We start from the raw sequence: 22417 nt of genomic DNA, 5'->3' as shown, positions 1-22417 counted from the left end.
GCTTCGGGGTCATCTTTCTGCGTCCGCGGCGCGGCGCGGCACGGTCTGGGTGGTGTGAAGAACACGCTCCCTGACGGGAAGCGCCTTGGCGCCCTCGCGCGCACGCTCGAGGGTGACGACAAGGTGCAGGCACGGCTCGGCGGGTGGGCCGTGGCGCAGGCGGGCCTCGGCCGGGGTCAGCAGTTCCAGGGCCCGCGCCCGCACACCATCCTGCGCGGGCAGATCCGGCGCCCCGATCGCCGCGAAGGCGATGGCGCACAGCAGATCATGGGCGGCGACCGGATCGGCCAGGCGCACCGTCAGGCGGTAGGTCAGTTCAAGTCGCAAGGCGTTCGCCTCGAACGAGGCAAGCGGATTGACGGCCAGCAGCGAAAGAATGACGCCTTCGGGCTGCTCGTCGCCCATGGTGCGCAGATGAACCGGAACGGTTCCCGCCTGCCGCCCCACCCAATTCATAAGCGCATCGACCGTCATTGAAACGACTCCGAAAATCCGGAGATTACGCGTGCATCTTCAACCTATGATTAACCGATTCCCGTCTGCGTTGCACGCGCCGTTTGCGACCTGCCGGACATGCTTCATCAGGTCGCAGTGCTGCGGATCGCGCGCAGGATCGACCCAAGCGCACCGATCAGCAGCACCAGCATCCACACCGTGCCGACAATCGCCGAGATCAGCGCCGCGATCGCATCGGCAATCGCCGACACCACCCCCGGAACGAAACCGATCAGCAGCCCGGTCAGGAAGGTCAGCCCGATGGACAGCACCAACAAGACCAGAAGCCCCTTGTTGCGGATCAGCGCCGGGCTGGCCACCACCAGAAGGCCGGTGCCGATCAGCTTGAATGTCATCAGCAGCGCCAGCGCACCGCGCGCATATCCCGCCGGGAAATCGGCCCATGTCGCCATGTAGACGATGGTGCCGAACGGAATCGCCAGCAGCAGCGAGACCATCAGGATCAGCAGCGCAAGGGTGGTGAAGATCAGCGCGATCCCGCCCAGTATCCCGAAGAACGACAGGACGAGGGTGACAAAGCCCTGGATCTTCGCCAGCGGTCCGATCGGCCGGACCATCTCGACCGCCATCAGCAGCAGCGTCCAGGCCAGTGCCAGGTCAAGAAGCCCCAGCATCCGGATACCAAGCCCCGGCGCTGCGTCGGCGCTGGCGCTGGCGCTGCCCATGGCGCCCAGCACAAGACCCAGGGAAAACTCGCCCACGATCGCAAGCGCGAAGCAGAACAGGCCAAGGTAGAAGATGCCGATCTTCGCCGCGTCCATCCGGTTCACCGACCCTGAAGCGCCTTTTTGACCATACCGCCGGCAGGCCAACCCGACAAGCCAGGGTTGCACGGACGGGCCACCAGGATCGGCCCCGGCCGTAAGGTCTGCCCGGACCGAAGGCGGGACACGACGCCGGCCTTGTCATGGCGTCGGGCGGGAAACGGCGCGATCAGGCATCGCAAGGGTGCGTCCGCGACCCCGCGCGCCCCGAAGATGCCACGGATCGCCCCTGAATCTGCCACAACCCGCACCATCGCATCGCCGCAAAGAGAAATAATTTGCAACCGTTTCAAGGCGTAACGCGATTTGTTCCGATAAGCGGCGAGAAAGTCTCCCAAAATGGTCGGGGATGGTCTATATGGGTCAGGCAACTCTTGTTTTCGAACCTGTTCCTGACGGCTCAGCTCTCGATCTTCAGCTTTGCCAAGTCGCTGCATTCTGTGAGCGGCAGTCATGATAAGGAATATCACGATGGCCAACGGCACCGTGAAATGGTTCAACGCCACCAAAGGCTTCGGTTTCATCGCTCCGCAAGGCGGCTCGAAGGACGTTTTCGTCCACGTGTCGGCGCTTGAGCGGGCCGGCATCCGTCAGCTGAACGACGGTCAGGCCGTCACGTTCGATCTGGAACGCGACCGTAACGGTCGTGAGTCGGCGACGAACCTCGCGCTCGCCTGAGATTATCGACAGACGATGAAAAGGCCGGCCTCGTGCCGGCCTTTTGCATTTGAACGCCGCAACATCGTGAATGTCTCCGTTCGGTATGGCGCGAAAGCGCAGCGGCCAACGGCAGGGGCATTGCCGCACATCATGGTCAAACCGGCCCGGCGCGCGATGCCCGGGGTCTTGTCGCCGCATTGCCCGCGCATCATGGTCAAGCCTGCGAATGGCACGATCGCGAACCGCATGGCCGATGCCGCCGACAATGCGCGCGCCCCATGATCCGGCCACCTGCCCCACCAGCGTCCAGCCGCCCTCGGGCAAGATCCTTGCGACGGCGCGGCTAGGCAGGGACAGGGACGGAAGCGAAGACCATCGCCCCCTCACCACGCCCAAGCCTTATCGCAAGCGCGGGAAAATCACGGGGCAGATCACCTGCGCAACAGCATTTCTTGCGCCGAGGCTTACAAGCCCGACATGCGCCCCCCCCGGCCGCACCGGATCTGCACCGCGATGCCATAAAGGGACCAGTTTCACGGATTTCATGCCGCCCAGCCATTGGCCAGCGCGTGCCCCCTGTCCGATTCGAACGGACGACCTACCGCTTACAAGGCGGTTGCTCTGGCCGGACTGAGCTAAGAGGGCGACGCGTCGTCTGTTTAAACGACACGGTTTTGTTGGGCAAGGCTATCTTGAAGTTCCGGATGACGAGTTGCGGCCATCGCCCGCAACCCCGAAACTGAGGCAACGGCCCATTGCAGGCTTTGCCCGCCGGGTGGGATGCGATCTTCAAGGCGCCCGGCACGGGACAGACCGACCACGGCCGGATCTCTTTGACCTTCAGCGGCACGACGCGCATCTGCGGGCGCAGGATCGGTTTCCGGATTGCCAAAGGGCAAGGCGCGGCCGCGCCGGCCACCCGGCCCGGTCACGCCAGAACCGGCGCCAGATACAGCGCCCCCAGCAGCGCCAGATAGGCCAGAAGCACCAGCGTCGCGCCCTGCTGCCATGCGGGCGCCACCGCAAGCCCCAGATAGACCGACAGGATCGCCCGCGCCTTCGCCAACGTCACCAAAAGCAACCCGGCCGCCCCCACAGCCAGCGCGTCGCCCTGCGGCGGACGCTCGGCGTAAAGCGTCGACAGCGCCGACAGCACCAGAAGCGCCAGCCATGTCTTCAGGATCGCGCGACCGCCCATGTCTACCTCAGAAGATAGATGACGGGCAGGATCAGCACCCAGACCAGATCCACCATATGCCAGAACGCAGCCGCCATTTCGACGCCGGCCGGCCAGCAACGCCAGCTGACAATCAGGAACAGCGGCAGACCCGCCGCAACATGCGCCGCATGAAAGCCGGTCAACAGGTAGTAAAAGGTAAAGAACGGATGCGTCTCGGTGGAAAAGCCCAAAGCAGCAAGGTCGCGGAACTCGGTGGCCTTGATGCCCAGAAAGACCGCCCCCAACGCCCCCGCCGCCAGCAGCCAAAGTCGCGCCACGGGTTTTCGTGACAATGCCGCCGCCCGTGTCGCCAGTGCCGCACAGGCCCCCGAGGTAACCAGAACAAGCGTATTGACCCCCGCAAGCCCGCGGTGAAGCTGCGCCTGCGCCGCGGCGAACCCTTCGGGATCACCGAGACGAACGGCAAGGAAGGCGGCAAGACCCGCGCCGAACACCAGCAGTTCCGACAAAATCAGGATCCACATCAGCAGATCGCCCGGAGGCACGGGCGCGGGGGGTGACGACGTGTGCATGGCCGCAGTCTTGCGCGGACTCTGCCGGCCAGACGTTGCGCCACGACAAGCACATCGCCTATCGGGCAGGCGCTGGCACCGCGGGGGGGGCATTCGGCGCTGGCCCCGAAATCCCCCGTGGCCTTCATGCAAGGCGCCGCCTAACATGGGAACGCGCCCGGCAAGGTCCGAGCCTGTCGAGAAGGGGGAAAACTTTGCCATGGCCAACATCGCCACCATCCCACAAGACAGCCCGGTCATCCGGCGAGACGACCCGCTTGCCCCCGAACTGCGGCCAGTATTCCAGCGGCACCTGACGCTGATGTGGGAAAGCTCGCCACCGGAAAGCGTTCATGCCCTTGATCCGGCAGAGCTTGCAGTGCCCGGCGTGGCGTTCTTCAGCCTGCGGCAAGGCCAGAGCGTGCTGGGGATGGGCGCGATCAAGGCCATCGACCCGACCCATGCCGAGATCAAGTCGATGCACATCCTGTCGGAAGCCCGAGGCAAAGGGCTGGCCCGCCGGATGCTTGACCATCTGATGGCCGAGGCCCGCGCGGCCGGATTTGTGCGGCTCAGCCTTGAAACCGGCGTCGAGCCCGCCTTCGCCGCCGCCCGCGCGCTTTACGCCGCCGCGGGCTTTGTCCCCTGCCCCCCGTTTGCGGACTATCGCGATGACCCGAACAGCCTGTTCATGACCAGAGGGCTCTGATCTTTCGGCCGGGCTGTGGCTTGCAGCAAAGGCAACAGACCCGAGGCCGGAACCTACCGCCGAAGAACGCCCCCGGCTGACGGGCCGGGGGCGTTCTTCGTGCGATTGATCAGCCGCGCCCCAGCGCCTCGCGCCAGCCGGGGTAGAACTTGTCGGCGTCGTTCGGGAAGCTTTCGAAGGCGCGGGCCAGTTCGCGGTGGCCTTTGGCATAGGTGACCAGATCCACGCCCGACTTCCACGCATCATGCGCCTGACGCAGCGACTTGGCGCCAGCCGTGCCGCCGTCGAGGTGGCCGAAGGCGCCACCGCCCGAGGTCTGGATCACGTTCGAATGACCAAGGTTGTCGAAGAACCCCGGCAGACGCAGCGCGTTCATCCCGCCCGAGATGATCGGCGTCGTGGCCTTCATTCCCAGCCAGTCCTGATGGTAGAACGGCCCCTGCGCGGCGTCATCGGTCAGCATGAAGGCCATGATCTTGTCGGCGGCCTCGCCTTCCATCTTGCCGTAGCCCATGGTGCCGGTGTGGATGCCGCTGGCCCCTTGCAGGCGCGACATCTTCGACAGCACGAAAGCGGTATAGCCACGCATCGACTGCGGCGAGGTCACGGCCCCATGGCCCGCACGGTGATAGTGCAGGAACTGCCGCGGGAAGCTGCGCCGCGCGGTGGTGATCGCCGCCGGACCCGTCACATAGCCGTCGACCAGGAAAGCCACATGGTCGGCGTTCTCGCCAAAGGTTTCCAGGATGTATTCGCCGCGCGCCACCATCTCGTAATGGTCGTCGGCGGTGATGTTGGCCGAGAACAGCTTGGCCTCGCCGGTCTCGTCCTGCGCGCGCTTCATGGCATCGGCCACCAGACGGATCGTCTCTTTCAGCGGCGCGAAGGTCTGGTTGCCCTGCGGCTCGTCGTTCTTGATGAAGTCGCCGCCCAGCCAGAATTCATAGCAGGCATCGGCAAAGGGCTTCGGGCGCAGGCCGAGCTTGGGCTTGATGATGGTGCCCACCACCATGCCGCCATCGCGCACGTCGCGGCCCAGCACCCGCCACATGTCGGCAATGTTCATCGACGGGCCATCGAACAGCCGCAGATAGCAGGGCGGCACGTAGAAATCGTGCATCTTGGCATATTCGACGTCGCCCATGCCCTGATTATTGCCGATCGTCAGCGTCAGGAACGAACACAGCATCGCCCGGCCGTCGATGATGTTGCGGTCGAACAGCTCGACCGGATAGGCGATCTTCATCAGCTCGCGCGCCTCGTCGATCTCATAGACCAGCGCATCGACGCCACGGGTGAAGTCGTCGGTGGTCGAGACCTCGACGTTGGTCCCGGTCGAGCTTTCGGCGGCGAAATGGGCCGCCGTCTCGAGATAGCCATAGCCGGCCTTCGGCTTCATCACATAAGCACACAGCACATGACGGCCGCCTGCGATCAGATCGGCTTCGCGAAGGTCAAGCCGGGCGTAACGGTTGGACTGGTCCATGATCTGTCCTTTCGATCAGGCGGTTTTCGGCGCAAGCGAACCGCTGGCATAGCGTTTCGCCATATCGTCCATCGGGATCACCTTGATCTTGCCGGCATTGCCAGCGGTGCCGAAGGCTTCCAGACGCAGCTTGCACAGGTCGCGCATCGCATCCATCGCGGGCTTCAGGAACTTGCGCGGGTCGAACTCGGACGGGTTCTCTTGCGCGATGCGGCGGAACTGGCCGGTCATCGCCATGCGGCAGTCGGTGTCGATGTTGACCTTGCGCACGCCCATCCTGATGCCGCGCACGATTTCCTCGACCGGCACGCCGAAGGTCTGCGGCATGGCACCGCCGAATTCGTTGATGATGTCCTGCAACTCCTGCGGAACCGAGGACGAGCCATGCATCACCAGATGGGTGTCGGGCAGCTTCTTGTGGATCGCCTCGATCACCGACATGGCCAGAATCTCGCCATCGGGCTTGCGGCTGAACTTGTAGGCGCCGTGGCTGGTGCCGCAGGCGATGGCCAGCGCGTCCACCTGCGTCTTCTTCACGAAATCGACCGCCTGATCCGGATCGGTCAGAAGCTGGCTGTGATCCAGCTTGCCTTCGGCGCCATGCCCGTCCTCGGCCTCGCTCTCGCCGGTCTCAAGGCTGCCCAGCACACCCAGCTCGCCCTCGACCGAGGCGCCGACCCAATGCGCCATCCGGCTCACCCGCTCGGTGATCTCCACGTTGTAGTCGTAATCCGCCGGCGTCTTGGCATCGGCCTTCAGCGATCCGTCCATCATCACCGAGGTGAACCCGTGCCGGATCGCGGTCATGCAGGTGGCTTCATTGTTGCCGTGGTCCTGATGCATGCACAGCGGGATCTCGGGATAGATCGCGGCCAGCGCCTCGATCATCTTGGCCAGCATGATGTCATTGGCATAGCCGCGCGCCCCGCGGCTGGCCTGGATGATCACCGGCGCGTCACAGGCGCGGGCGGCCTCCATGATCGCAAGACCCTGCTCCATGTTGTTGATGTTGAAGGCGGGAACGCCATAGCCATATTCGGCGGCGTGGTCGAGAAGCTGGCGAAGCGTGATCAGTGCCATGTGGAAATCCTTGCCTGTCGGCCCTTCATTCTGGCCGAAATATCCCGGGGGGTCCGGGGGGCAGCGCCCCCCGGCTTTCTGTCAGAGAAGCTTGCCCATCGCCACGGCGGTATCGGCCATGCGGTTCGAAAAGCCCCATTCGTTGTCGTACCAGCTCAGGATGCGGACCATCCGGCCCTCCATCACCTTGGTCTGGTCCATGTGGAAGACCGAGCTGTGCGGATCGTGGTTGAAGTCGGACGAGACGTTGGGCTGTTTCGTGTAGCCCAGCACGCCCTTCAACGGGCCGTCGGCCGCGGCCTCGATGGCGGCGTTGACCTCCTCGACCGTCGTGTCGCGGGCGGCCTCGAACACCAGATCCACCACCGAGACATTGGGCGTCGGCACCCGGATCGCCACTCCGTCCAGCTTGCCCTTCAGTTCCGGCAGCACAAGGCCCACCGCCTTCGCCGCCCCGGTCGAGGTCGGGATCATGCTCAGCGCCGCCGCGCGCGCCCGATACAGATCCTTGTGCATCGTATCCAGCGTCGGCTGGTCGCCGGTATAGCTGTGGATCGTGGTCATGAAGCCCTTGGTGATGCCGATGGCATCGTTCAGCGCCTTGGCAACCGGCGACAGGCAGTTGGTGGTGCAGGATGCGTTCGACACCACCATGTCCTCGGCCGTCAGCGTGGCATGGTTCACGCCAAAGACGATGGTCTTGTCCGCCCCGTCGCACGGTGCCGAAACCAGAACCCGCTTCGATCCGTTTTGCAGATGCGCGGCAGCCTTTTCCTTCGTGGTGAAGATGCCGGTGCATTCCATCGCCACATCGACGTCCGCCCAGGGCAGCTCGGCCGGGTTGCGGATCGCGGTCACCTTGATCGGGCCGCGGCCCACATCGATCCAGTCTGCGCCGGTGGTGACGGTGGCCGGAAAGCGGCCATGCACGCTGTCAAAGCGCAACAGATGCGCGTTGGTCTCGACCGGCCCCAGATCGTTGATCGCGACCACCTCGATATCGGTGCGCCCCGATTCGATGATGGCGCGCAGCACGTTGCGGCCGATGCGGCCGAAGCCGTTGATGGCAACCTTGACTGTCATCCCTCTTCCCTCAGATCCGGTTCTTCGCTTCGGCGACGATGGCTTCCGCTGTGATGTTGAAATGGTGATAAAGCGCGGGCGCCGGCGCCGAGGCGCCAAAGCCCGTCATGCCCACGAAGCCGTCGGTCGGCCCCAGGAACAGATCCCAGCCCTGCCGCAGCGCCGCTTCGCAGCCTACACGCGGGGCGGTGCCAAGAACCTTGGCCACATGGTCGCGCGGCTGGGCGGCAAACCGCTCGAAGCTGGGGGCCGAGACGACGGCGGCGACAATCCCCTCCTCTGCCAGCAGATCCGCGGCCTTCAGCGCCAGTTCCACCTCGGACCCGGTGGCGATCAGCGTCACCTGACGGTTTTCCGGGTCGCGCAGCAGATAGGCGCCGCGGGCGGTCAGGTTCTCGTCGGTGTGCTCGGGGCGCACGGTGGGCAGGTTCTGCCGCGACAGCACCAACAGCGTCGGCGTCGCGGTCGAGGTCATGGCGACTTCCCACGCCTCGGCGGTTTCCACCGCATCGGCGGGACGGATCACCGTCAGGTTCGGGATCGCCCGCAGGCTGGCCAGATGTTCCACCGGCTGGTGGGTCGGGCCGTCCTCGCCCAGACCGATGCTGTCATGGGTCATGACATAGGTCACCGGCACCCCCATCAGCGCCGAAAGCCGAATCGCGGGCCGGCAATAGTCGGCAAAGGCCATGAAGGTGCCGCCATAGGGCCGCAGGCCGCCATGCAGCGCGATGCCGTTCATCGCTGCCGCCATGCCATGTTCGCGGATGCCATAGTGGATATAGTCACCGCCGAAGGCCCCCGGTTTCACCGAAACCATGCCTTTCGACCGCGTCAGGTTCGACCCCGTCAGATCCGCCGAGCCACCGACCGAGAAGGGCAGCGCGCCATTCACCACCTCCAGCGCCATTTCGCTGGCCTTGCGGGTCGCGACCTTGGGCTTGTCGGCCGAAAGCTTCGCCTTCCAGGCAGTGATGGCCGCAGGCAGCGCCGAGGTGTCGCCCGCCTCGGCCATAAGAAAGGCATCGCGCGCCGCGCTGGCGGCCAGCCGGGTTTCCCATGCGGCACGGGCGGCGGCGCCGCGCGCGGCGATCGCGTGCCACGCGTCATAGATGTCGGCCGGAATCTCGAACGGGGGATGATCCCAGCCCAGAAAGGCGCGGGCGGCGGCGATTTCCTCGGCCCCCAGCGGCGCGCCATGGACATCGTGGCCGCCCTGTTTGTTGGGTGCGCCAAAGCCGATCACCGTGCGGCAGGCGATCATCGACGGCCGCGGGTCGTGGCGCGCGGACTCGATCGCCGCCGCGATCTGGTCGGGCGCGTGGCCGTCGCAGGCCTGCACATGCCAGCCCGAGGCCGCAAAGCGCGCCATCTGGTCGGTCGAGGTCGACAGCTCGGTATCGCCGTCGATGGTGATGCGGTTGTCGTCCCACAGCACGATCAGCCGGCCAAGGCCCAGATGCCCGGCCATGTCGATCGCCTCGTGGCTGATGCCTTCCATCAGGCAACCGTCGCCGGCGATGACATAGGTAAAGTGGTCCACCAGCGCATCGCCATAGCGCGCGGCCTTCATCCGCTCGGCCAGCGCCATGCCCACGGCAGTGGCGATGCCCTGCCCCAGCGGGCCGGTCGTCACCTCGATCCCGTCGGCGTGGCCGTATTCCGGGTGGCCGGCGGTGCGGGCGCCCAGTTGGCGGAACGCGCGGATCTGGTCCATGTCCATATCGGCATAGCCGAGCAGGTGGTGGATCGCATAAAGCAGCATCGAGCCATGGCCCGCAGACAGCACAAAGCGGTCGCGGTCAGGCCATTTCGGCGCCGACGGATCGACCAGGACAAAGCGGTTGAACAGCACCGTCGCCACATCGGCCATGCCCATCGGCATCCCCGGATGGCCCGACTTGGCCTTTTCCACCGCATCCATCGCCAGCGCCCGGATGGCGTTGGCCATCCGCGTCTCGTGTGAAATCTGCATGTCTTTCACCGCATTCTCCCTGCTTGTGCCCAGATCTTTCCCGGCCGGGCCCGGATGGGCCCGCCATGATGTCAAGGCTTTATCCGTCGGTTCAGGCCCGCGCGCGGCGTGCCTCGCGCACCATCCGCTCGATCAGCGGGGTCAGGATCAACTGCATCGCCAGATCCTGCTTGTTGCCCGGAATCACGATCGAGTTCGCCCGGCTCATCCATGATCCGTGGATCATCGAGGTCAGATACGGGAAGTCGATCCCGCGCGGGTTCTTGAACCGGATCACGATCAGGCTTTCATCGGGCGTGGGGATCCAGCGCGCGACGAACGGGTTTGAGGTGTCGACCACCGGCACCCGCTGGAAGTTGATGTCGGTTTCCGAAAACTGCGGCACGATGCAATGCACATAGGCCTGCATCCGGCGCAGGATCACATCGGTGACGGCCTCGGTCGTATAGCCGCGCTGCGCCCGGTCGCGGTGGATCTTCTGGATCCATTCAAGGTTGATGACCGGAACCACGCCGATCTTCAGGTCAGCGTATTTGGTCAGATCGACCTCAGAGTTCACGACGCACCCGTGCAGCCCTTCGTAGAACAGCAGGTCGGTGCCTTCCTCGAACGGGGCCCAATCGGTGAAATGGCCGGGCGGCACGCCGAATTTCTCGGATTCGGTCGCGTCATGGACATAGTGACGGCTGCGGCCGCGGCCGGTCTCGCCATATTCACGGAACACGCGCTCGAGTTCGGCCAACTCGTTGGCTTCATAGGAGAAATGCGAGAACGTCGCGTCGCCCGCAGCATAGCGGCGTTCCAGTTCGGCCTTCATGTCGGCGCGGTTGAAACGGTGGAAGGCGTCACCCTCGATCGAGACCGATTTCACGCCCTCGCGGCGGAAGATCTGGTCGAAAGTGTTTTTCACCGTCGAGGTGCCAGCCCCGGACGATCCGACAACGGAAATGATGGGAAACTTTTTTGACACTGGTCAGCTCCGAAACAGGCCGCGGCGGCCGAAAAGCGCGGATGTCTCTTCGCCGGGCAGGTCATGGTAGGCGGTGACGCGGGCAACCTTGCCCGCGCAGCCAAAGACAAAGGGCGTGCGGGCGTGCAACGCATCCGGCACCACGGTCAGGATGCCTTCGCTGCCATCGGTGGCGCCGCCCCCGGCCTGCGTGATCAGGAAGGCGATCGGCGCACATTCATAGACATGGCGCAGCCGGCCGCGGGCATAGCCCTTGCGCTCGTCGCCAGGGTAAAGGAACACGCCGCCCCGCATCAGGATACGGTGCGTCTCGGCCACCAGCGAGGCGACCCAGCGCATGTTGAAATTCCGCTCCCGCGGGCCTTCGGCACCGGCCACCAGATCGTCGATGAAGGCGCGGATCGGCGCCGACCAGTGGCGATAATTCGAGGCGTTGATCGCATATTCCGAGGTTTCCGCCGGCAGCTGCTTGATATCCGCGACACGGCGGAAAACCTGTGCATCCAGGTCAAGCACCCAATGCTGCACGCCGCGGCCAAAGGTGCAGACCAGCGCGCATTGCGGCCCATAGATGATATAGCCGCCGGCAAGCTGCTCGGTCCCGCGGCGCAGAAAGCTTTCGTTCGGGCCTTCGGCGGCGGGGAAGATCGAAAAGATCGTGCCGATCGACACGTTCACATCGATGTTGGACGATCCGTCCAGCGGATCGATCGCCAGCGCAAGACTGCCCGCGCCCAGCGTCACCACATCATCCTGTTCCTCGGATGCGTAGAACGCCACCGCAGATCCGGTCAGCGCCTCGCGGAAGGCATCGTCAGCGATGACGTCCAACGCCTTCTGCCCGTCGCCCCCGGCATTGGTGCCAACCCCCGCGGCAAGGTCGTCCTCAAGCCCGTTGCGCGATATGATACGGGCCATCCGCGCCCCCACGCGCGCCAGACGCTGCATCACATCCGCAAGCTCCGGGCTCAGCCCGAGGTCGTCCAGTTCGATCGCCATGGCCACTCCTGCCGTTGTCGGGGCGGAAATTGCGTCAGGATCGCGTTCATGAATATTAGAAAATCAGCAAGAAGCCTTCAAAAAAATTGAAATTGTCCGGCTGGGTGGGGTCATGCGCCAGCAGGTTCACACTGACGAGGCCACGGTTCGATCCGGGTTCGCAGCCTGCTACAGGGCGGGCATTGCGGCCGGACCCGCGATAATCATATCTATATCAACATGTTGCAAAAGCGACCCGCGTCGGTGCTTTTGCCGCATCCGCCCTGACGGCGGCCTTGGACCAGATCGGGCGGGGCCGGTCGCGGCTCAGCATGGCAGGCCGGATCGCAGACGCTATGTCGCAGGTCGGGCAGGCCCTGCGATGCCCGACGAGGCCCGATCACCGGGCGCGCCGGATCAACGGCCGTGTGAAATTGCCGCCGGATGGGCCATTCGAACCGGCAGTCCTTGGATTCTTCCCGCACCGGTCATTGCCCAGACCGGCGCGGGCGGCCGTTCAGCGCACAGGGCTGCCATCGAACCCGCCACCAAGATCACGCCTGCCGCGACCTTCCTGCCGGTTTTCGTGCTGATGGGGCGGGGATGGTCAGCGGCATCCTGGATCGGCGGGTGCCCGACATCGACCGCACGGCCCACCCGTGCGCGACGAAACGCGATCGGGGCCTGTCCTGGATGACGAAAAACAAGGACAGGCCCTGATGGCGTTACCCGCCGGGCGTCAGTGCGGCACGATCACCGGGTGGCCTTCGCGCGAGGCGAGGATTTCGATGTCGATGCGCCAGATGCGGGTGACGCGGGGCTCGTCCAGAACCTCGGCCGGGGGGCCTTCGGCCGTCAGGGTTCCGGCTTCGATCAGCAGCAGCCGGTCGCAAAAGCGCGCGGCCATCGTCAGGTCGTGCAGCGCCGTCAGCACCACGCCGCCGGTTTCCTCGGCATGGGCCCGGACGTGGCGCAGCACCTGCACCTGATGGTGCAGGTCAAGCGCGCTGGTCGGCTCGTCAAGGATCAGCAGCACCGGCCGCCGCAGCAGGCGCTGCGCCAGCAGCACAAGCTGTTGCTGGCCGCCCGACAGCGCCTCCATCGGCCGATCCGAAAGCTGCGACAGGCCCAGCCGCGCCAGCATCCGTTCGGCCGCGGCGACCTGCGCGGGCTGCACGCGCCAGCCAAGGCTTTCACGCAGCCCCAGCAGCAGGCATTCAAGAACCGTCAGACGCGACTTCACGGCGAAGCATTGCGGCAGGAAGCCCACCTGTTGCGGGACAAGCGGGCGCCCCTGCCAATGCACGCGGCCCTCGGCGGGCAAAAGACCCGCCACCGCCGCCAGAAGGCTGGACTTGCCCGCCCCGTTCGGCCCGACGACGCCGGCGACGCAGCCGGGCGGCAGCGCAAAACTGGCGGGCGCCAGAACCTCGCGCCGGCCGCGCCGCACCGAAAGCCCTTCGACGTCAAGGCTCATCGCCGTCCCCCCTCTTTCAGGATCACGGCAAGCAGCATCGGGATGCCCGCGATTGCCGTGATGATGCCCACCGGGATCACCGCCCCGGGCGAGATCAGCTTGCCGATGACCGAGGCCGCAACCAGCAGCACCGCCCCCAGCACCGCCGCCACCGGCAGGGCAAAGCGGTGATCCTCGCCCACCATCCGCCGCGCGACATGGGGCGCGATCAGGCCGATGAAGCCGATGGTGCCGGTGAAGCTGACCGCCCCCGCCGTCAGCAGCGCCACCAGCGCAAAGCAGCGCCGCCGCAGCCGGTCGATATCAAGGCCAAGGCTGGCCGCATTCGCCTCGCCCAGCCGCAGCGCGGTCAGGTTCCAGACGTCGCGCGCAAGGATCGGTGCCGCGATACAGAGGATCAGAAAGATCGCCTGAACCGAGGTCCAGCTGGATTTCAGAAGGCTTCCGAACAGCCAGAACACGATCTGCTGCAACACCTCGGGGGCGGCAAGGAATTGCAGCAGCGATTGCAGCGACTGGAAGAAGAACAGCGTGGCGATACCCGCCAGCACCAGCACCTCGGGCGAGGCGCCTCTTGCCCGGGCGATGGCATAGATCAGGCAGCAGGCAACCAGCGTCATGGCAAAAGCCGAGGCTGGAACCACGATCCAGACCGCCAGCGGCAAAAGCCCGCCGAACATGATCCCCAACGCCGCGCCGAACCCCGCCGCGGCCGAGAAGCCCAGCGTGTAAGGGCTGGCCAGCGGATTGGCGAGGATCGTCTGCATCACCAGCCCGGCCACCCCAAGGCTTGCCCCCACCAGAACCCCGGTCAGCGTCTGCGGCATGCGAAGCTGCCACAGGATCGTGGCCGCCCCGCGGTCGGCGCCGTCAGGGCCCGCGGCAAAGGCCGCCAGCACCTTGCCCAGCGGCATCCCCGAGGGTCCGGTGACCAGGTCGGTCACGGCAAGAGCCAGCAGGACCAGCGCGGCGGCGCCCAGCATGGCCAGCCGGCCCGCAGTTTCGCGGCGGATCGCATGGCCCGGCATCGCAAGCGCAACGGTCATCGCACCTGCACCACGAACGGGCCCTCGGGCTTGACCGGCAGCCAGTCGGCGTAGAACTGCGCCAGCTCTGCCGCCGGGTCGACATCGGCAAAGGCCGCCGGATGCAGGGCCTTGGCGATATGGCGGGCATAGACGAAATCCGACAGCGTGCGCGCGCCGCCGTGGTAGATGCCGAAGACGCGCCCTTCGCGCACGGCCGGCAGATCGGCCCAGCCGGGGCGGCCGAGATAGGCTGCAATGCGCTTCCGCGCCAGCGCCTCATCCTGACCGAAGCCCAGCAGCACCGCCTCGGGCTTGTTCTTCCATTCCGATCCCGCCAGCAGGATCACCTGAGGCTGGCGCGCCAGCACATATTCCGGCGACAGCGGCCCCCAGTTCTCGATCTGGCCCTTGGCGATGTTGTCGCCGCCGACGCCCTCGATCACCCCGGCCCACATCCCCTTGCCGTAGGAATTGCCGATCTCGCCCGGCCCCTTCTGCGCCAGTTCGACATAGACGCTGGGCGATCCGTCGCCGGCGCGGGCAACGCGGGCGGCGGTGTCGGCCATTTTCGCCGCATAAAGCGCGGCCAGCGCCTCGGCCCGGTCCGGCTCTCCCATCACCGCGCCCAGAAGCCGGGTCGAGGCCACATGCGCCTCGACCGTCTGCGCGTTGTAGTCAATGGCCACGACCGGAATGCCGGCGGCCTCAAGCTGTGCCACGCCCTCGCCAAGCGCATCGACCTGCCAGCCGGCAAGGATCGCCAGATCGGGCGCCGCGGCAATGGCGGCCTCGACCGAGAAGGTTCCGGTCTCGGCGTCACCCACATCGGGCAGGGCCGCAAGCGACGGCAGTGCCGCGGTGTAGGCCGCCCATTGGGCGGGGCGCCACTCGGCCCAGGGCGTTTTCGACAGCGCCGCAATCCTGCTTTCGCCCCCCGGGCCGGTGATGGCCAGGAAATCCTCGTAGTTGAAGCCAAGCAGAACATGGTTTGCGGGCGCATCCAGCGTGACAACGCGGCCGCGCAGATCGGTGACCGTGATCCCGGCAAGGGCCGGAAGGGCAAGCGCACAGAAGGCGCCCCCCAGAAGAAGGGTGGTTTTCATGTCTGGTGTCCAGGTTCGGATCGGCGCCGAGGCGCCACGGTGGGTTCACGCGATCACAGAACCCGAAACCGGAGGCGCCCGCGCCCGCGCGATCCGCAGCGACCGAGGACGAGGAAGACCCGTGCCACGCGGCCGGTTCAGCCGCGTGAAGCGCACGGGGCGCATCGCGCCTTGTGCAGGCGCGGACAGGTCGGCCAAGGCCCCGGCAATCAGGTGGCAGAAGACGCAGCTTTTGTCCGCGTCGCGCGGTTCCGGCACCGGGCCATCGTGGCAGATCTCCATGCCCGGAAACAGCGCCGCCGCATCAAACCCGACCGGCGCCGCACCCGGACGGAAGCCAAGCAGCGCAAAGGACGCAACCAGAACAAGCAGAAGGGCCCGCACCCATCCGCCTTGGACAGCGCCCGCCCCGCGCCAAGGCCGCCCGCCACGCCGCACTGCGCAAACCCCCCCGCCGATTGCGGCCCGCGGCTGCCCGCCAAGGGCTGCCGCCAACCGATCCATACTGAGCCGCGCCTTGACCATGACACAGACCTAACACGCAGCCCAAGCAAAAGCTTGCGCAGCGTCAAACTTCCGACCACGCCATCCTGCGGCACAGACCTCGGGCCTCGACACATCGGGCGCGACCGTCGGGCGTGATTGTCAGAAATCCGGGCGCGGTGGGTCAGAGGGGCGCATGATCTGGATGTCGCAGACGACACGCGATCCACTCTCGACCCGGATCGCGGCGATGATGCCATTAGGGGGACGCGCTGTGCCCTGCGAAAGCCGCCCCGAAGCGGCCGAACGGGGATCGATTGCGTCCATGGACGCTATGGCGCGATTTCCTTCGGCATGGCGAGCGACAAGCCGCAGATCCTTGCGCTGGATGACTCCGGCGCGGTCACCTTCACCAAAAGATTTCTTCAGGAATCGCCATAATATCCCGCAGCTTGGATGTCCGCAGGGAGGAAGTTGCATGAAGGTGGTCGTTCTTGGCGCTGGCGTCATCGGTGTCACCTCGGCCTGGCAACTTGCCCGGTCCGGTCACGAGGTCACGGTGATCGACCGCCAGCCGGGCGCGGCGCTGGAAACCTCTTTCGCCAACGCGGGCGAGATCAGCCCCGGCTATTCCTCGCCCTGGGCGGCCCCCGGCATTCCGCTGAAGGCGCTGAAGTGGCTGTTCATGGCCCATGCGCCGCTGATCATCCAGCCGCGGCCCGATCCCGAAAAGATCCGCTGGCTGGCGCGCATGCTGGGCAACTGCACGGCGTCGGCCTATGCGGTGAACAAGGCGCGCATGGTGCGGCTTGCGGAATATTCGCGCGACAGCCTGACCGCGCTGCGCCACGAGACCGGCCTTGCCTTCGACGAAAGGCAGCAGGGCACGCTGCAACTTTTCCGCACGCAGAAACACCTGGATGCGGCGGGCAAGGACATCGAGGTGCTGCGCGCGGGCGGTGTGCCGTTCGAACTGCTGGACGCCGCGGGTTGCCTTGCCGCCGAGCCGGGCCTTGCGGCGGCGCGCGACCGGATCGCGGGCGGGCTGCGGCTGCCCCGGGACGAGACGGGAGACTGCTTCAAGTTCACCCAAGGCCTTGCCGCGCTTGCCGAAAGCGCGGGCGTGACCTTCCGCTATGGCACCGCGGTCAAGCGGCTGGTGGTGACGGGCGGACGCGTCGCCTCGGTTGTGACCTCGGGCGGCGAGGTGGCGGCAGATGCGGTGGTGGTGGCCCTTGGCAGCCACTCGCCGGCGCTGGTGCGGCCGCTGGGCATCGATCTGCCGGTCTATCCGTTCAAGGGCTATTCGATCACTGTGCCGATCATGGACGAGGCGCGCGCGCCGGTCTCGACGGTGATGGATGAAAGCTTCAAGGTGGCCATCACGCGCCTAGGCGACCGCATCCGCGTGGGCGGCATGGCCGAGATCGCCGGGTTCGATCTGTCGCTGAACGAAAAGCGGCGCGCGACGCTGGTGCGCTCGGTCGAGGATCTGTTCGGCGGCGCGGGCGACCAGAGCCGCGCAAGTTTCTGGACCGGCCTGCGGCCGATGACGCCCGACGGAACCCCGGTCATTGGCCGGACGCATGTGAAGGGGCTGTTCCTGAACACCGGGCACGGCACGCTGGGCTGGACGATGGCCGCGGGATCGGCCCGCGTTCTGGCCGACCTTGTCTCTGGTCACGCCCCCGAGATCGAAAGTGCGGATCTCGGGATCGACCGTTATCTGAAACGTTCCGTCATCCGGCGCCCATCCGGTTTCCCGCGTCCCGCGACGGATCAGGCGGCCTGAGCGCGCGGGCAGGCCGGCAGGGCATCCGGCTTGCCCACGCATGCTGGGCGTGCCGGTCAGCCATTTGTCGCGACACCCCCGCGGCCCCGTGGAGATGGACGCCCCCCACGGCCATCTACAGCGTGGCGGGATACGGCACCAGCGCAGCCAGCCGAAACCCCGGCAGCGCCGCCAGCGTCCGGTCGATGTCGGGGCGGTCCATCAGGCAGCAGGCGGTGCTGGCCGCATCGGCAATCGTCGCCGTCGGCCCCGTCACGCTGAGAAGCCGCCAGCGTGCGGGCGCAGGCTGGCCCGTGCGCGGATCGAGGATATGCCCGAAAGCCCCGCCCGCGTCGAAGCTCGTCCCCAGCACGGATGAGCTGGCCAGCGCCGCCCCACGCAACGCGAACCGGCCCTGCCCGTCCGCCAGCGTCACCGGCCAGGTGCCGCCGCCCGGCTGCCCGGCGGGGGCGACCAGTTCCCCGGTATCCACCAGCACATCCGTCAACCCCTCGGCCGACAGCAGCGCCGCCACCCGGTCCGCGATATGGCCCTGCGCGATCCCGTTCAGCGTCAGCGCCATTCCCGGCGCCAGTTGCACAAGGCCGGTGTCAAACTGCACCCGCTGCCAGCCGACACGCGCCCGCATCTCGGCAATCTCGGCCGCAGAGGGTGGGCCGCCCGCAGCATGGCGCGCGGCATGAAGCTGCCAAAGCGGCTGAACCGTCGGATCGAACAGCCCGCCCGTCACCCGATGCAGCCGCCCGGCAATGCTGAGGCAATCCAGAAACTCGGGCGGGGGGGCGACAAGGCGGCCATCGCGGTTCAACCGAACAAGCGCCGAGTCGCGATGAAGGCTGAAGATCGCCTCCAGCCGCGAGATCTCGGCCAGGGCACGCTGACCGATGGCCGCGGCATCGGGATGGGCCAGCAGGATCTGCACCCCGGTTCCCATCGCCTGCCCGTGGATGCGGGTCAGCGGCGCGGCGGCAAGCGCGGGACCGGTGGCGAAGGCTGCGGCCGAGATGCAAAGGAAACGACGGCGGTGCAGGGTCATGGGATCACTCCGCATCTGGGGCCGGAAGGCGGCCCAGCATCTTCTGGTAATCGGCATCGTCGCCCCCCTGTGCGGGGGCGGGCGCAAGAAGGGCCGCGTCAGAAATTTCGGCCAGCGTCACCACCTGCCCGCCGTGCCGCAGGACAAAGTCCTCGGCCGCGGCGCGGGCGGCAAAGGGCACCAGTTCGGGCGCCCCCATGCCGCCGGCCACATCTGATCCGGTCACGAACACCACCGCCCCGACATCGATCCAGTTGGCAGGCCCCGGTTCCTGCCAACTGGCACCGGGCGCGCCCATGTCGTTGACATAGATCGCCCGGATCGCGGCGCTTTGCTCGGGCATGCGCTGATAGGCCAGCGCGTCGCGCACCTGACTGAAGAAAAGCGGCGGGCCGAAATCCAGATGCACCTGCGCCTTGGGGCCGGGATGTTCCAGCAGGTTCATCTGGCAGTAATGGCCCACCGCCTCGGGTGTCAGGGCCACGGGCGAGGGCGGCGCCTGTTCTTCGCGGCAGGCGGCAAGGACAAGGGCGGCAAGCAACAGGCGCTTCATGGCGTGACCCTTCGGAAAGCGGCGATGGCCAGACCGAAGGCCAGCACCGGCCAGATCAGCACCGATGCCAGCGCCTGCACCGGCGGGATCGCGGCGGCCGCGCCCCCCACACCGGCGGCAGCGGCGGTCGCATCCGATGCCGCAAGATTGTAAAGCCGGAAGGCATCGGCCGGATTGCCCAGCAGCAGCCATGGAAAGACCTGCGTGGTAAAGGTGCCACCGTCATCGGCCACCACCGCCGCCAGCAGACCCAGATCCCACAGCACGATCAGCGCAAGCCAAAGCCCGATCGCCATGCCCGCCGCGGCCCCCGGCCGCCGCGCCACGGCCGAAACCGCATAGCCCGCGGCAAGGAAGGCCGCGCCCAGCAGAAGCGAACTCCAGAACAGGCGGAACAGCGCGGGCAGGCCGGCCACGGCCTCGGGGTCGACGGCCAGTGCCGCCACGGCGGCAAGGCCGTATCCCACCGCCACCGCCAGCGCCAGAATCGCCAGATGCGCCAAGAACTTGCCAAAGAGCACCTCGGCCCGCGACACCGGATAGGTCAGGGCAAGGGGCAGCGTCCCGCGCTCGATCTCGCCGGCGACGGCGTCAAAGGACATCAGCAGCGCCACCAGCGGCACCAGATAGACGGCAAGGCTGGTCAGGCTGGCCACCGTCACCGACAGCCGGTCGATGCCCAACTCGCCCGTGGGCGCCGAGCCTGCGGCGGCCAGCACCAGCGAGAACAGCGCCATCAGCAGCGTGACGATGGCCACCCAGCGGTTGCGCATCGCGATCCGCGCCTCGGACGCGGCAAAGGCAAGGATGCGACTCATGACGGTCTCCGGCTGTAGTGGGTGTAGAGGTCTTCAAGACTGGGAGGCAGGATCTCGACATCTTCGACCATCGGCCCCAGCGCGGTGATCGCACCCAGCCGGTCAAGTTTTTCGTCCGGCGCGCAGGACAGATCGACAACCACCCCGTTGCGCCGGCCGCCCTTCAGCCGCTCGGCCACCTCGTCAGCCGCGCCCGGCCGGGCCGAGACCTGCAACCGGATCGGCAGCGCCGCCTGCCGGCGCAGGTTGGCCAGCGTATCATTGGCCATCAGCCGCCCCCCCGACAGGATCACGATCCGGTCGGTCCGGGCCTCGACCTCGGTCAGGGCGTGGGACGACAAGAGGATCGCCGCACCTTCGGCGGCAAGCTCTGCCAGCAGCGCATAGAAATCGCGCCGCGAAACGGGATCAAGCCCACTTGTCGGCTCGTCCAGCACCAGCAGCCGCGGGTGGCCGATCAGCGCCTGCGCAAGGCCGACACGCTGCCGCATCCCCTTGGAATAGGTGCCGATCCGCCGCCCGGCCGCCGCGCCCAGCCCCACCCGATCCAGCAGATCGCCGGCCTTGCGCGCATCCTCGCCGCGCAGGCGCAGATAGTGGCGCACCGTCTCCAGCCCGGTCAGCGCCGGATGGAAGGCCACGTTTTCCGGCAGATAGGCGGTGATTGCGCGGGCGGCACGGCTGCCGGGGGCATGACCGCCCACGGCGATCCGGCCCCTGTCGGCCGCAATCAGCCCCAGCACGATCTTCATCAGCGTGGATTTCCCGGCGCCATTGTGACCCAGCAGCGCCACACGCTCGCCCGGGGCGACGGCAAGGCTGATATCGTCAAGGGCCGTCAGCCCGCCAAAGGCCTTAGTGACCTGCAAGAGTGTCAGCATCGAAGGATTCTCCTTGCGGCCAGTTCGGAACGGCCGTCTCAAGCCGGGCCGCGTCATCGGGCACGGGAATGGCCACGGGCGACATCAACGGATGGGAATCGCGCACGCCGCCGGGCAGGGTCGCGGGAAAGCTGGCCTGACTCCATCGGATCAGTTGCACGGCGGGCGATCCCACCAGAAGCGCCGCTGCGGGCTGCGACCACAGGATATGGTCCATCAGATCATTCGGGCGAAAGGTTGCATCCGCGATCCCGTCGCCATTCAGGTCATAGGCCGGATGGTCCGACCAGAAGTTGCCGCGCCCCGCATGGCTCCATTCCACGCTGCGGGTGCCGACATGTTTGACCTGCGTGCGGTTGCCGACAAAGGCGTTGCCGGTCAGGGTGTTCTTTTCCGATCCGGCGGTGAAGTGGATGCCGATGCCACAGCCCTCGAAGCGGTTGTCGTGGATCACGTTGCGGTGGGCGTTGTAGATAAAGGTGCATTTGCCGGTGCCGCCGCGCACAAGGTTGCGGGCCACCTCGGCGTTGTTGACATAGTTCAGCATCAGCCCATGGTCGCGGTCACGCAGGCTAAGGTTGTCGGTCACCGTCAGGTGATGCGAATACATCAGCGCATAGCCAAGGTGATTGCCGATCGAGATATTGCCCGTCACCTCGGAATTGTGGGCATACATGTAGTGAATGGCAAAACGCAGGTTGCGCATCACGTTGTTGCGAAAGACATTTCGATCCGAGACGTTGACGAAGATCCCGTCACGGCCGAGGCTGATGTCGTTGCCCTCGACCAGCAGGCCCGGCGCCATCCAGACATAGATGCCGTTGCCGCGGGTGTTCATGCGGGCACCGTCGCGGCCCACGATGACATTGCCGCGCACCGTCGCATCGGCCGCGCCGTGGATGTCGACACCCACAAGGTTGCCCAGAAGCCGGTTGCCCTCGACCCGCGCCCGGTCGCCACCCTTCAGCAGCCGGATGCCGGAATCGATCCCCTCATGCGAGGACCCCGAGCCGGTGATCTCCAGCCCCGTCACCGTCACATCCGGCGCGGTCACCGTGATGACAGAGCCCTGCCCGCCGCCGTCGATCACCGCCCCGGGCTGCCCGCGCAGAGACAGCGGCCGGTCAAGATGCACCGGCCCGTCATGGCGGCCCGGCGCAAGGATCAGCACGTCGCCGGGGTCGGCCCCGACGACGGCGGTTTTCAGCGCCCCGGCCCCGGCCGGCACCAGCCGTTCGGCCGCCGAAACCGGGCCGGCCAGCAGGCACAAAAGCGCAAGGCCAAGGCGAAACAT

General features: G+C 66.6%; 24 protein-coding genes and 1 tRNA gene. 3 read left to right on the top strand and 22 right to left on the bottom strand.

Annotated elements, in window-relative coordinates; genetic code table 11:
• Positions 1–9 precede the first annotated feature (9 nt).
• From CRO07_RS07810 to CRO07_RS18870, 3 genes are all read right to left on the bottom strand, one after another.
• A complete protein-coding gene (locus CRO07_RS07810) occupies positions 10–474 on the bottom strand; it encodes a hypothetical protein (protein WP_097030138.1) in 465 nt (154 codons plus the stop codon).
• Between the two features lie 107 nt (positions 475–581).
• Positions 582–1277 (bottom strand): hypothetical protein, encoded by a 696-nt coding sequence (locus CRO07_RS07805; protein WP_097030137.1) that lies wholly within the window; start codon positions 1275–1277, stop codon positions 582–584.
• A 5-nt stretch (positions 1278–1282) separates the two neighbouring features.
• Positions 1283–1717, bottom strand: coding sequence for a hypothetical protein (locus CRO07_RS18870; RefSeq protein ID WP_204839989.1), 435 nt, complete (start codon positions 1715–1717; stop codon positions 1283–1285).
• 34 nt (positions 1718–1751) lie between these two features.
• Between CRO07_RS18870 and CRO07_RS07800 the strand changes: the two genes are divergently transcribed.
• Complete coding sequence (locus CRO07_RS07800) at positions 1752–1958, top strand: cold-shock protein (protein WP_097030136.1); 207 nt, start codon at positions 1752–1754, stop codon at positions 1956–1958.
• Between the two features lie 552 nt (positions 1959–2510).
• Here CRO07_RS07800 and CRO07_RS07795 read toward each other — a convergent pair.
• The 3 genes from CRO07_RS07795 to CRO07_RS07785 form a co-directional block, all read right to left on the bottom strand.
• A tRNA-Thr gene (locus tag CRO07_RS07795) sits at positions 2511–2585 on the bottom strand.
• A gap of 283 nt (positions 2586–2868) precedes the next feature.
• Entirely contained in the window at positions 2869–3138 is a 270-nt protein-coding gene (locus CRO07_RS07790) for a hypothetical protein (protein ID WP_097030135.1), read from the bottom strand.
• A gap of 2 nt (positions 3139–3140) precedes the next feature.
• A complete protein-coding gene (locus tag CRO07_RS07785) occupies positions 3141–3644 on the bottom strand; it encodes a cytochrome c oxidase subunit 3 (protein WP_097030272.1) in 504 nt (167 codons plus the stop codon).
• Positions 3645–3891: 247 nt separating this feature from the next.
• Here CRO07_RS07785 and CRO07_RS07780 point away from each other — a divergent pair, with 247 nt between their 5' ends.
• The gene (locus tag CRO07_RS07780; RefSeq protein ID WP_097030134.1) at positions 3892–4380 is read left to right on the top strand and encodes a GNAT family N-acetyltransferase; all 489 of its coding nucleotides are present in this window, start codon (positions 3892–3894) and stop codon (positions 4378–4380) included.
• Positions 4381–4489: 109 nt separating this feature from the next.
• On the opposite strand, the gene CRO07_RS07775 is transcribed toward CRO07_RS07780, so the two are convergent.
• The 11 genes from CRO07_RS07775 to CRO07_RS18385 all read right to left on the bottom strand — a co-directional run bounded on the left by CRO07_RS07775 (position 4490) and on the right by CRO07_RS18385 (position 16523).
• A complete protein-coding gene (locus tag CRO07_RS07775) occupies positions 4490–5866 on the bottom strand; it encodes a ribulose-bisphosphate carboxylase (RefSeq protein WP_097030133.1) in 1377 nt (458 codons plus the stop codon).
• A gap of 15 nt (positions 5867–5881) precedes the next feature.
• Positions 5882–6946 (bottom strand): class II fructose-bisphosphate aldolase, encoded by a 1065-nt coding sequence (gene fba / locus CRO07_RS07770; RefSeq protein ID WP_097030132.1) that lies wholly within the window; start codon positions 6944–6946, stop codon positions 5882–5884.
• A gap of 81 nt (positions 6947–7027) precedes the next feature.
• On the bottom strand, positions 7028–8029 hold the full coding sequence (gap, locus tag CRO07_RS07765) for a type I glyceraldehyde-3-phosphate dehydrogenase (RefSeq protein ID WP_097030131.1): 1002 nt from the start codon (positions 8027–8029) through the stop codon (positions 7028–7030).
• 10 nt (positions 8030–8039) lie between these two features.
• On the bottom strand, positions 8040–10013 hold the full coding sequence (tkt, locus tag CRO07_RS07760; RefSeq protein WP_097030130.1) for a transketolase: 1974 nt from the start codon (positions 10011–10013) through the stop codon (positions 8040–8042).
• Between the two features lie 82 nt (positions 10014–10095).
• The gene (locus CRO07_RS07755; RefSeq protein WP_097030129.1) at positions 10096–10974 is read right to left on the bottom strand and encodes a phosphoribulokinase; all 879 of its coding nucleotides are present in this window, start codon (positions 10972–10974) and stop codon (positions 10096–10098) included.
• A gap of 3 nt (positions 10975–10977) precedes the next feature.
• Positions 10978–11973, bottom strand: coding sequence for a class 1 fructose-bisphosphatase (locus CRO07_RS07750; protein ID WP_097030128.1), 996 nt, complete (start codon positions 11971–11973; stop codon positions 10978–10980).
• A 718-nt stretch (positions 11974–12691) separates the two neighbouring features.
• The gene (locus tag CRO07_RS07745; RefSeq protein ID WP_097030127.1) at positions 12692–13429 is read right to left on the bottom strand and encodes an ABC transporter ATP-binding protein; all 738 of its coding nucleotides are present in this window, start codon (positions 13427–13429) and stop codon (positions 12692–12694) included.
• Positions 13426–14475, bottom strand: a complete 1050-nt coding sequence (locus tag CRO07_RS07740) for a FecCD family ABC transporter permease (RefSeq protein ID WP_097030126.1) — start codon at positions 14473–14475, stop codon at positions 13426–13428. Before CRO07_RS07740 ends, CRO07_RS07745 begins: the two co-directional genes overlap by 4 nt.
• Entirely contained in the window at positions 14472–15560 is a 1089-nt protein-coding gene (locus CRO07_RS07735) for an ABC transporter substrate-binding protein (RefSeq protein WP_097030125.1), read from the bottom strand. Before CRO07_RS07735 ends, CRO07_RS07740 begins: the two co-directional genes overlap by 4 nt.
• 45 nt (positions 15561–15605) lie before the next feature.
• Positions 15606–15944: a hypothetical protein gene (locus CRO07_RS07730; protein WP_097030124.1), complete on the bottom strand. Its 339-nt coding sequence runs from the start codon at positions 15942–15944 to the stop codon at positions 15606–15608.
• A 261-nt stretch (positions 15945–16205) separates the two neighbouring features.
• On the bottom strand, positions 16206–16523 hold the full coding sequence (locus CRO07_RS18385; protein WP_141400044.1) for a hypothetical protein: 318 nt from the start codon (positions 16521–16523) through the stop codon (positions 16206–16208).
• Here CRO07_RS18385 and CRO07_RS07725 point away from each other — a divergent pair.
• On the top strand, positions 16522–17835 hold the full coding sequence (locus CRO07_RS07725; protein ID WP_097030123.1) for a D-amino acid dehydrogenase: 1314 nt from the start codon (positions 16522–16524) through the stop codon (positions 17833–17835). The genes CRO07_RS18385 and CRO07_RS07725 overlap by 2 nt on opposite strands.
• 115 nt (positions 17836–17950) lie before the next feature.
• On the opposite strand, the gene CRO07_RS07720 is transcribed toward CRO07_RS07725, so the two are convergent.
• Genes CRO07_RS07720 through CRO07_RS07700 form a run of 5 tightly spaced genes read right to left on the bottom strand, consistent with a single transcriptional unit; the run spans position 17951 to position 22417 of the window.
• Entirely contained in the window at positions 17951–18865 is a 915-nt protein-coding gene (locus tag CRO07_RS07720; protein WP_097030271.1) for an FAD:protein FMN transferase, read from the bottom strand.
• A 10-nt stretch (positions 18866–18875) separates the two neighbouring features.
• Positions 18876–19424 (bottom strand): nitrous oxide reductase accessory protein NosL, encoded by a 549-nt coding sequence (locus CRO07_RS07715; protein ID WP_097030122.1) that lies wholly within the window; start codon positions 19422–19424, stop codon positions 18876–18878.
• Entirely contained in the window at positions 19421–20242 is an 822-nt protein-coding gene (locus CRO07_RS07710) for an ABC transporter permease (protein WP_097030121.1), read from the bottom strand. The genes CRO07_RS07715 and CRO07_RS07710 overlap by 4 nt, the downstream gene beginning before the upstream one ends.
• Positions 20239–21123, bottom strand: a complete 885-nt coding sequence (locus CRO07_RS07705) for an ABC transporter ATP-binding protein (RefSeq protein ID WP_097030120.1) — start codon at positions 21121–21123, stop codon at positions 20239–20241. Before CRO07_RS07705 ends, CRO07_RS07710 begins: the two co-directional genes overlap by 4 nt.
• A complete protein-coding gene (locus CRO07_RS07700) occupies positions 21098–22417 on the bottom strand; it encodes a nitrous oxide reductase family maturation protein NosD (protein WP_097030119.1) in 1320 nt (439 codons plus the stop codon). Before CRO07_RS07700 ends, CRO07_RS07705 begins: the two co-directional genes overlap by 26 nt.

It is taken from the genome of Cereibacter ovatus (genome assembly GCF_900207575.1).
In the GTDB taxonomy this organism is placed as follows: Bacteria; Pseudomonadota; Alphaproteobacteria; order Rhodobacterales; family Rhodobacteraceae; genus Cereibacter_A; species Cereibacter_A ovatus.
Note: the sequence above shows the minus strand (reverse complement) of the source record. Positions and strands in the feature narration are given on the sequence as shown.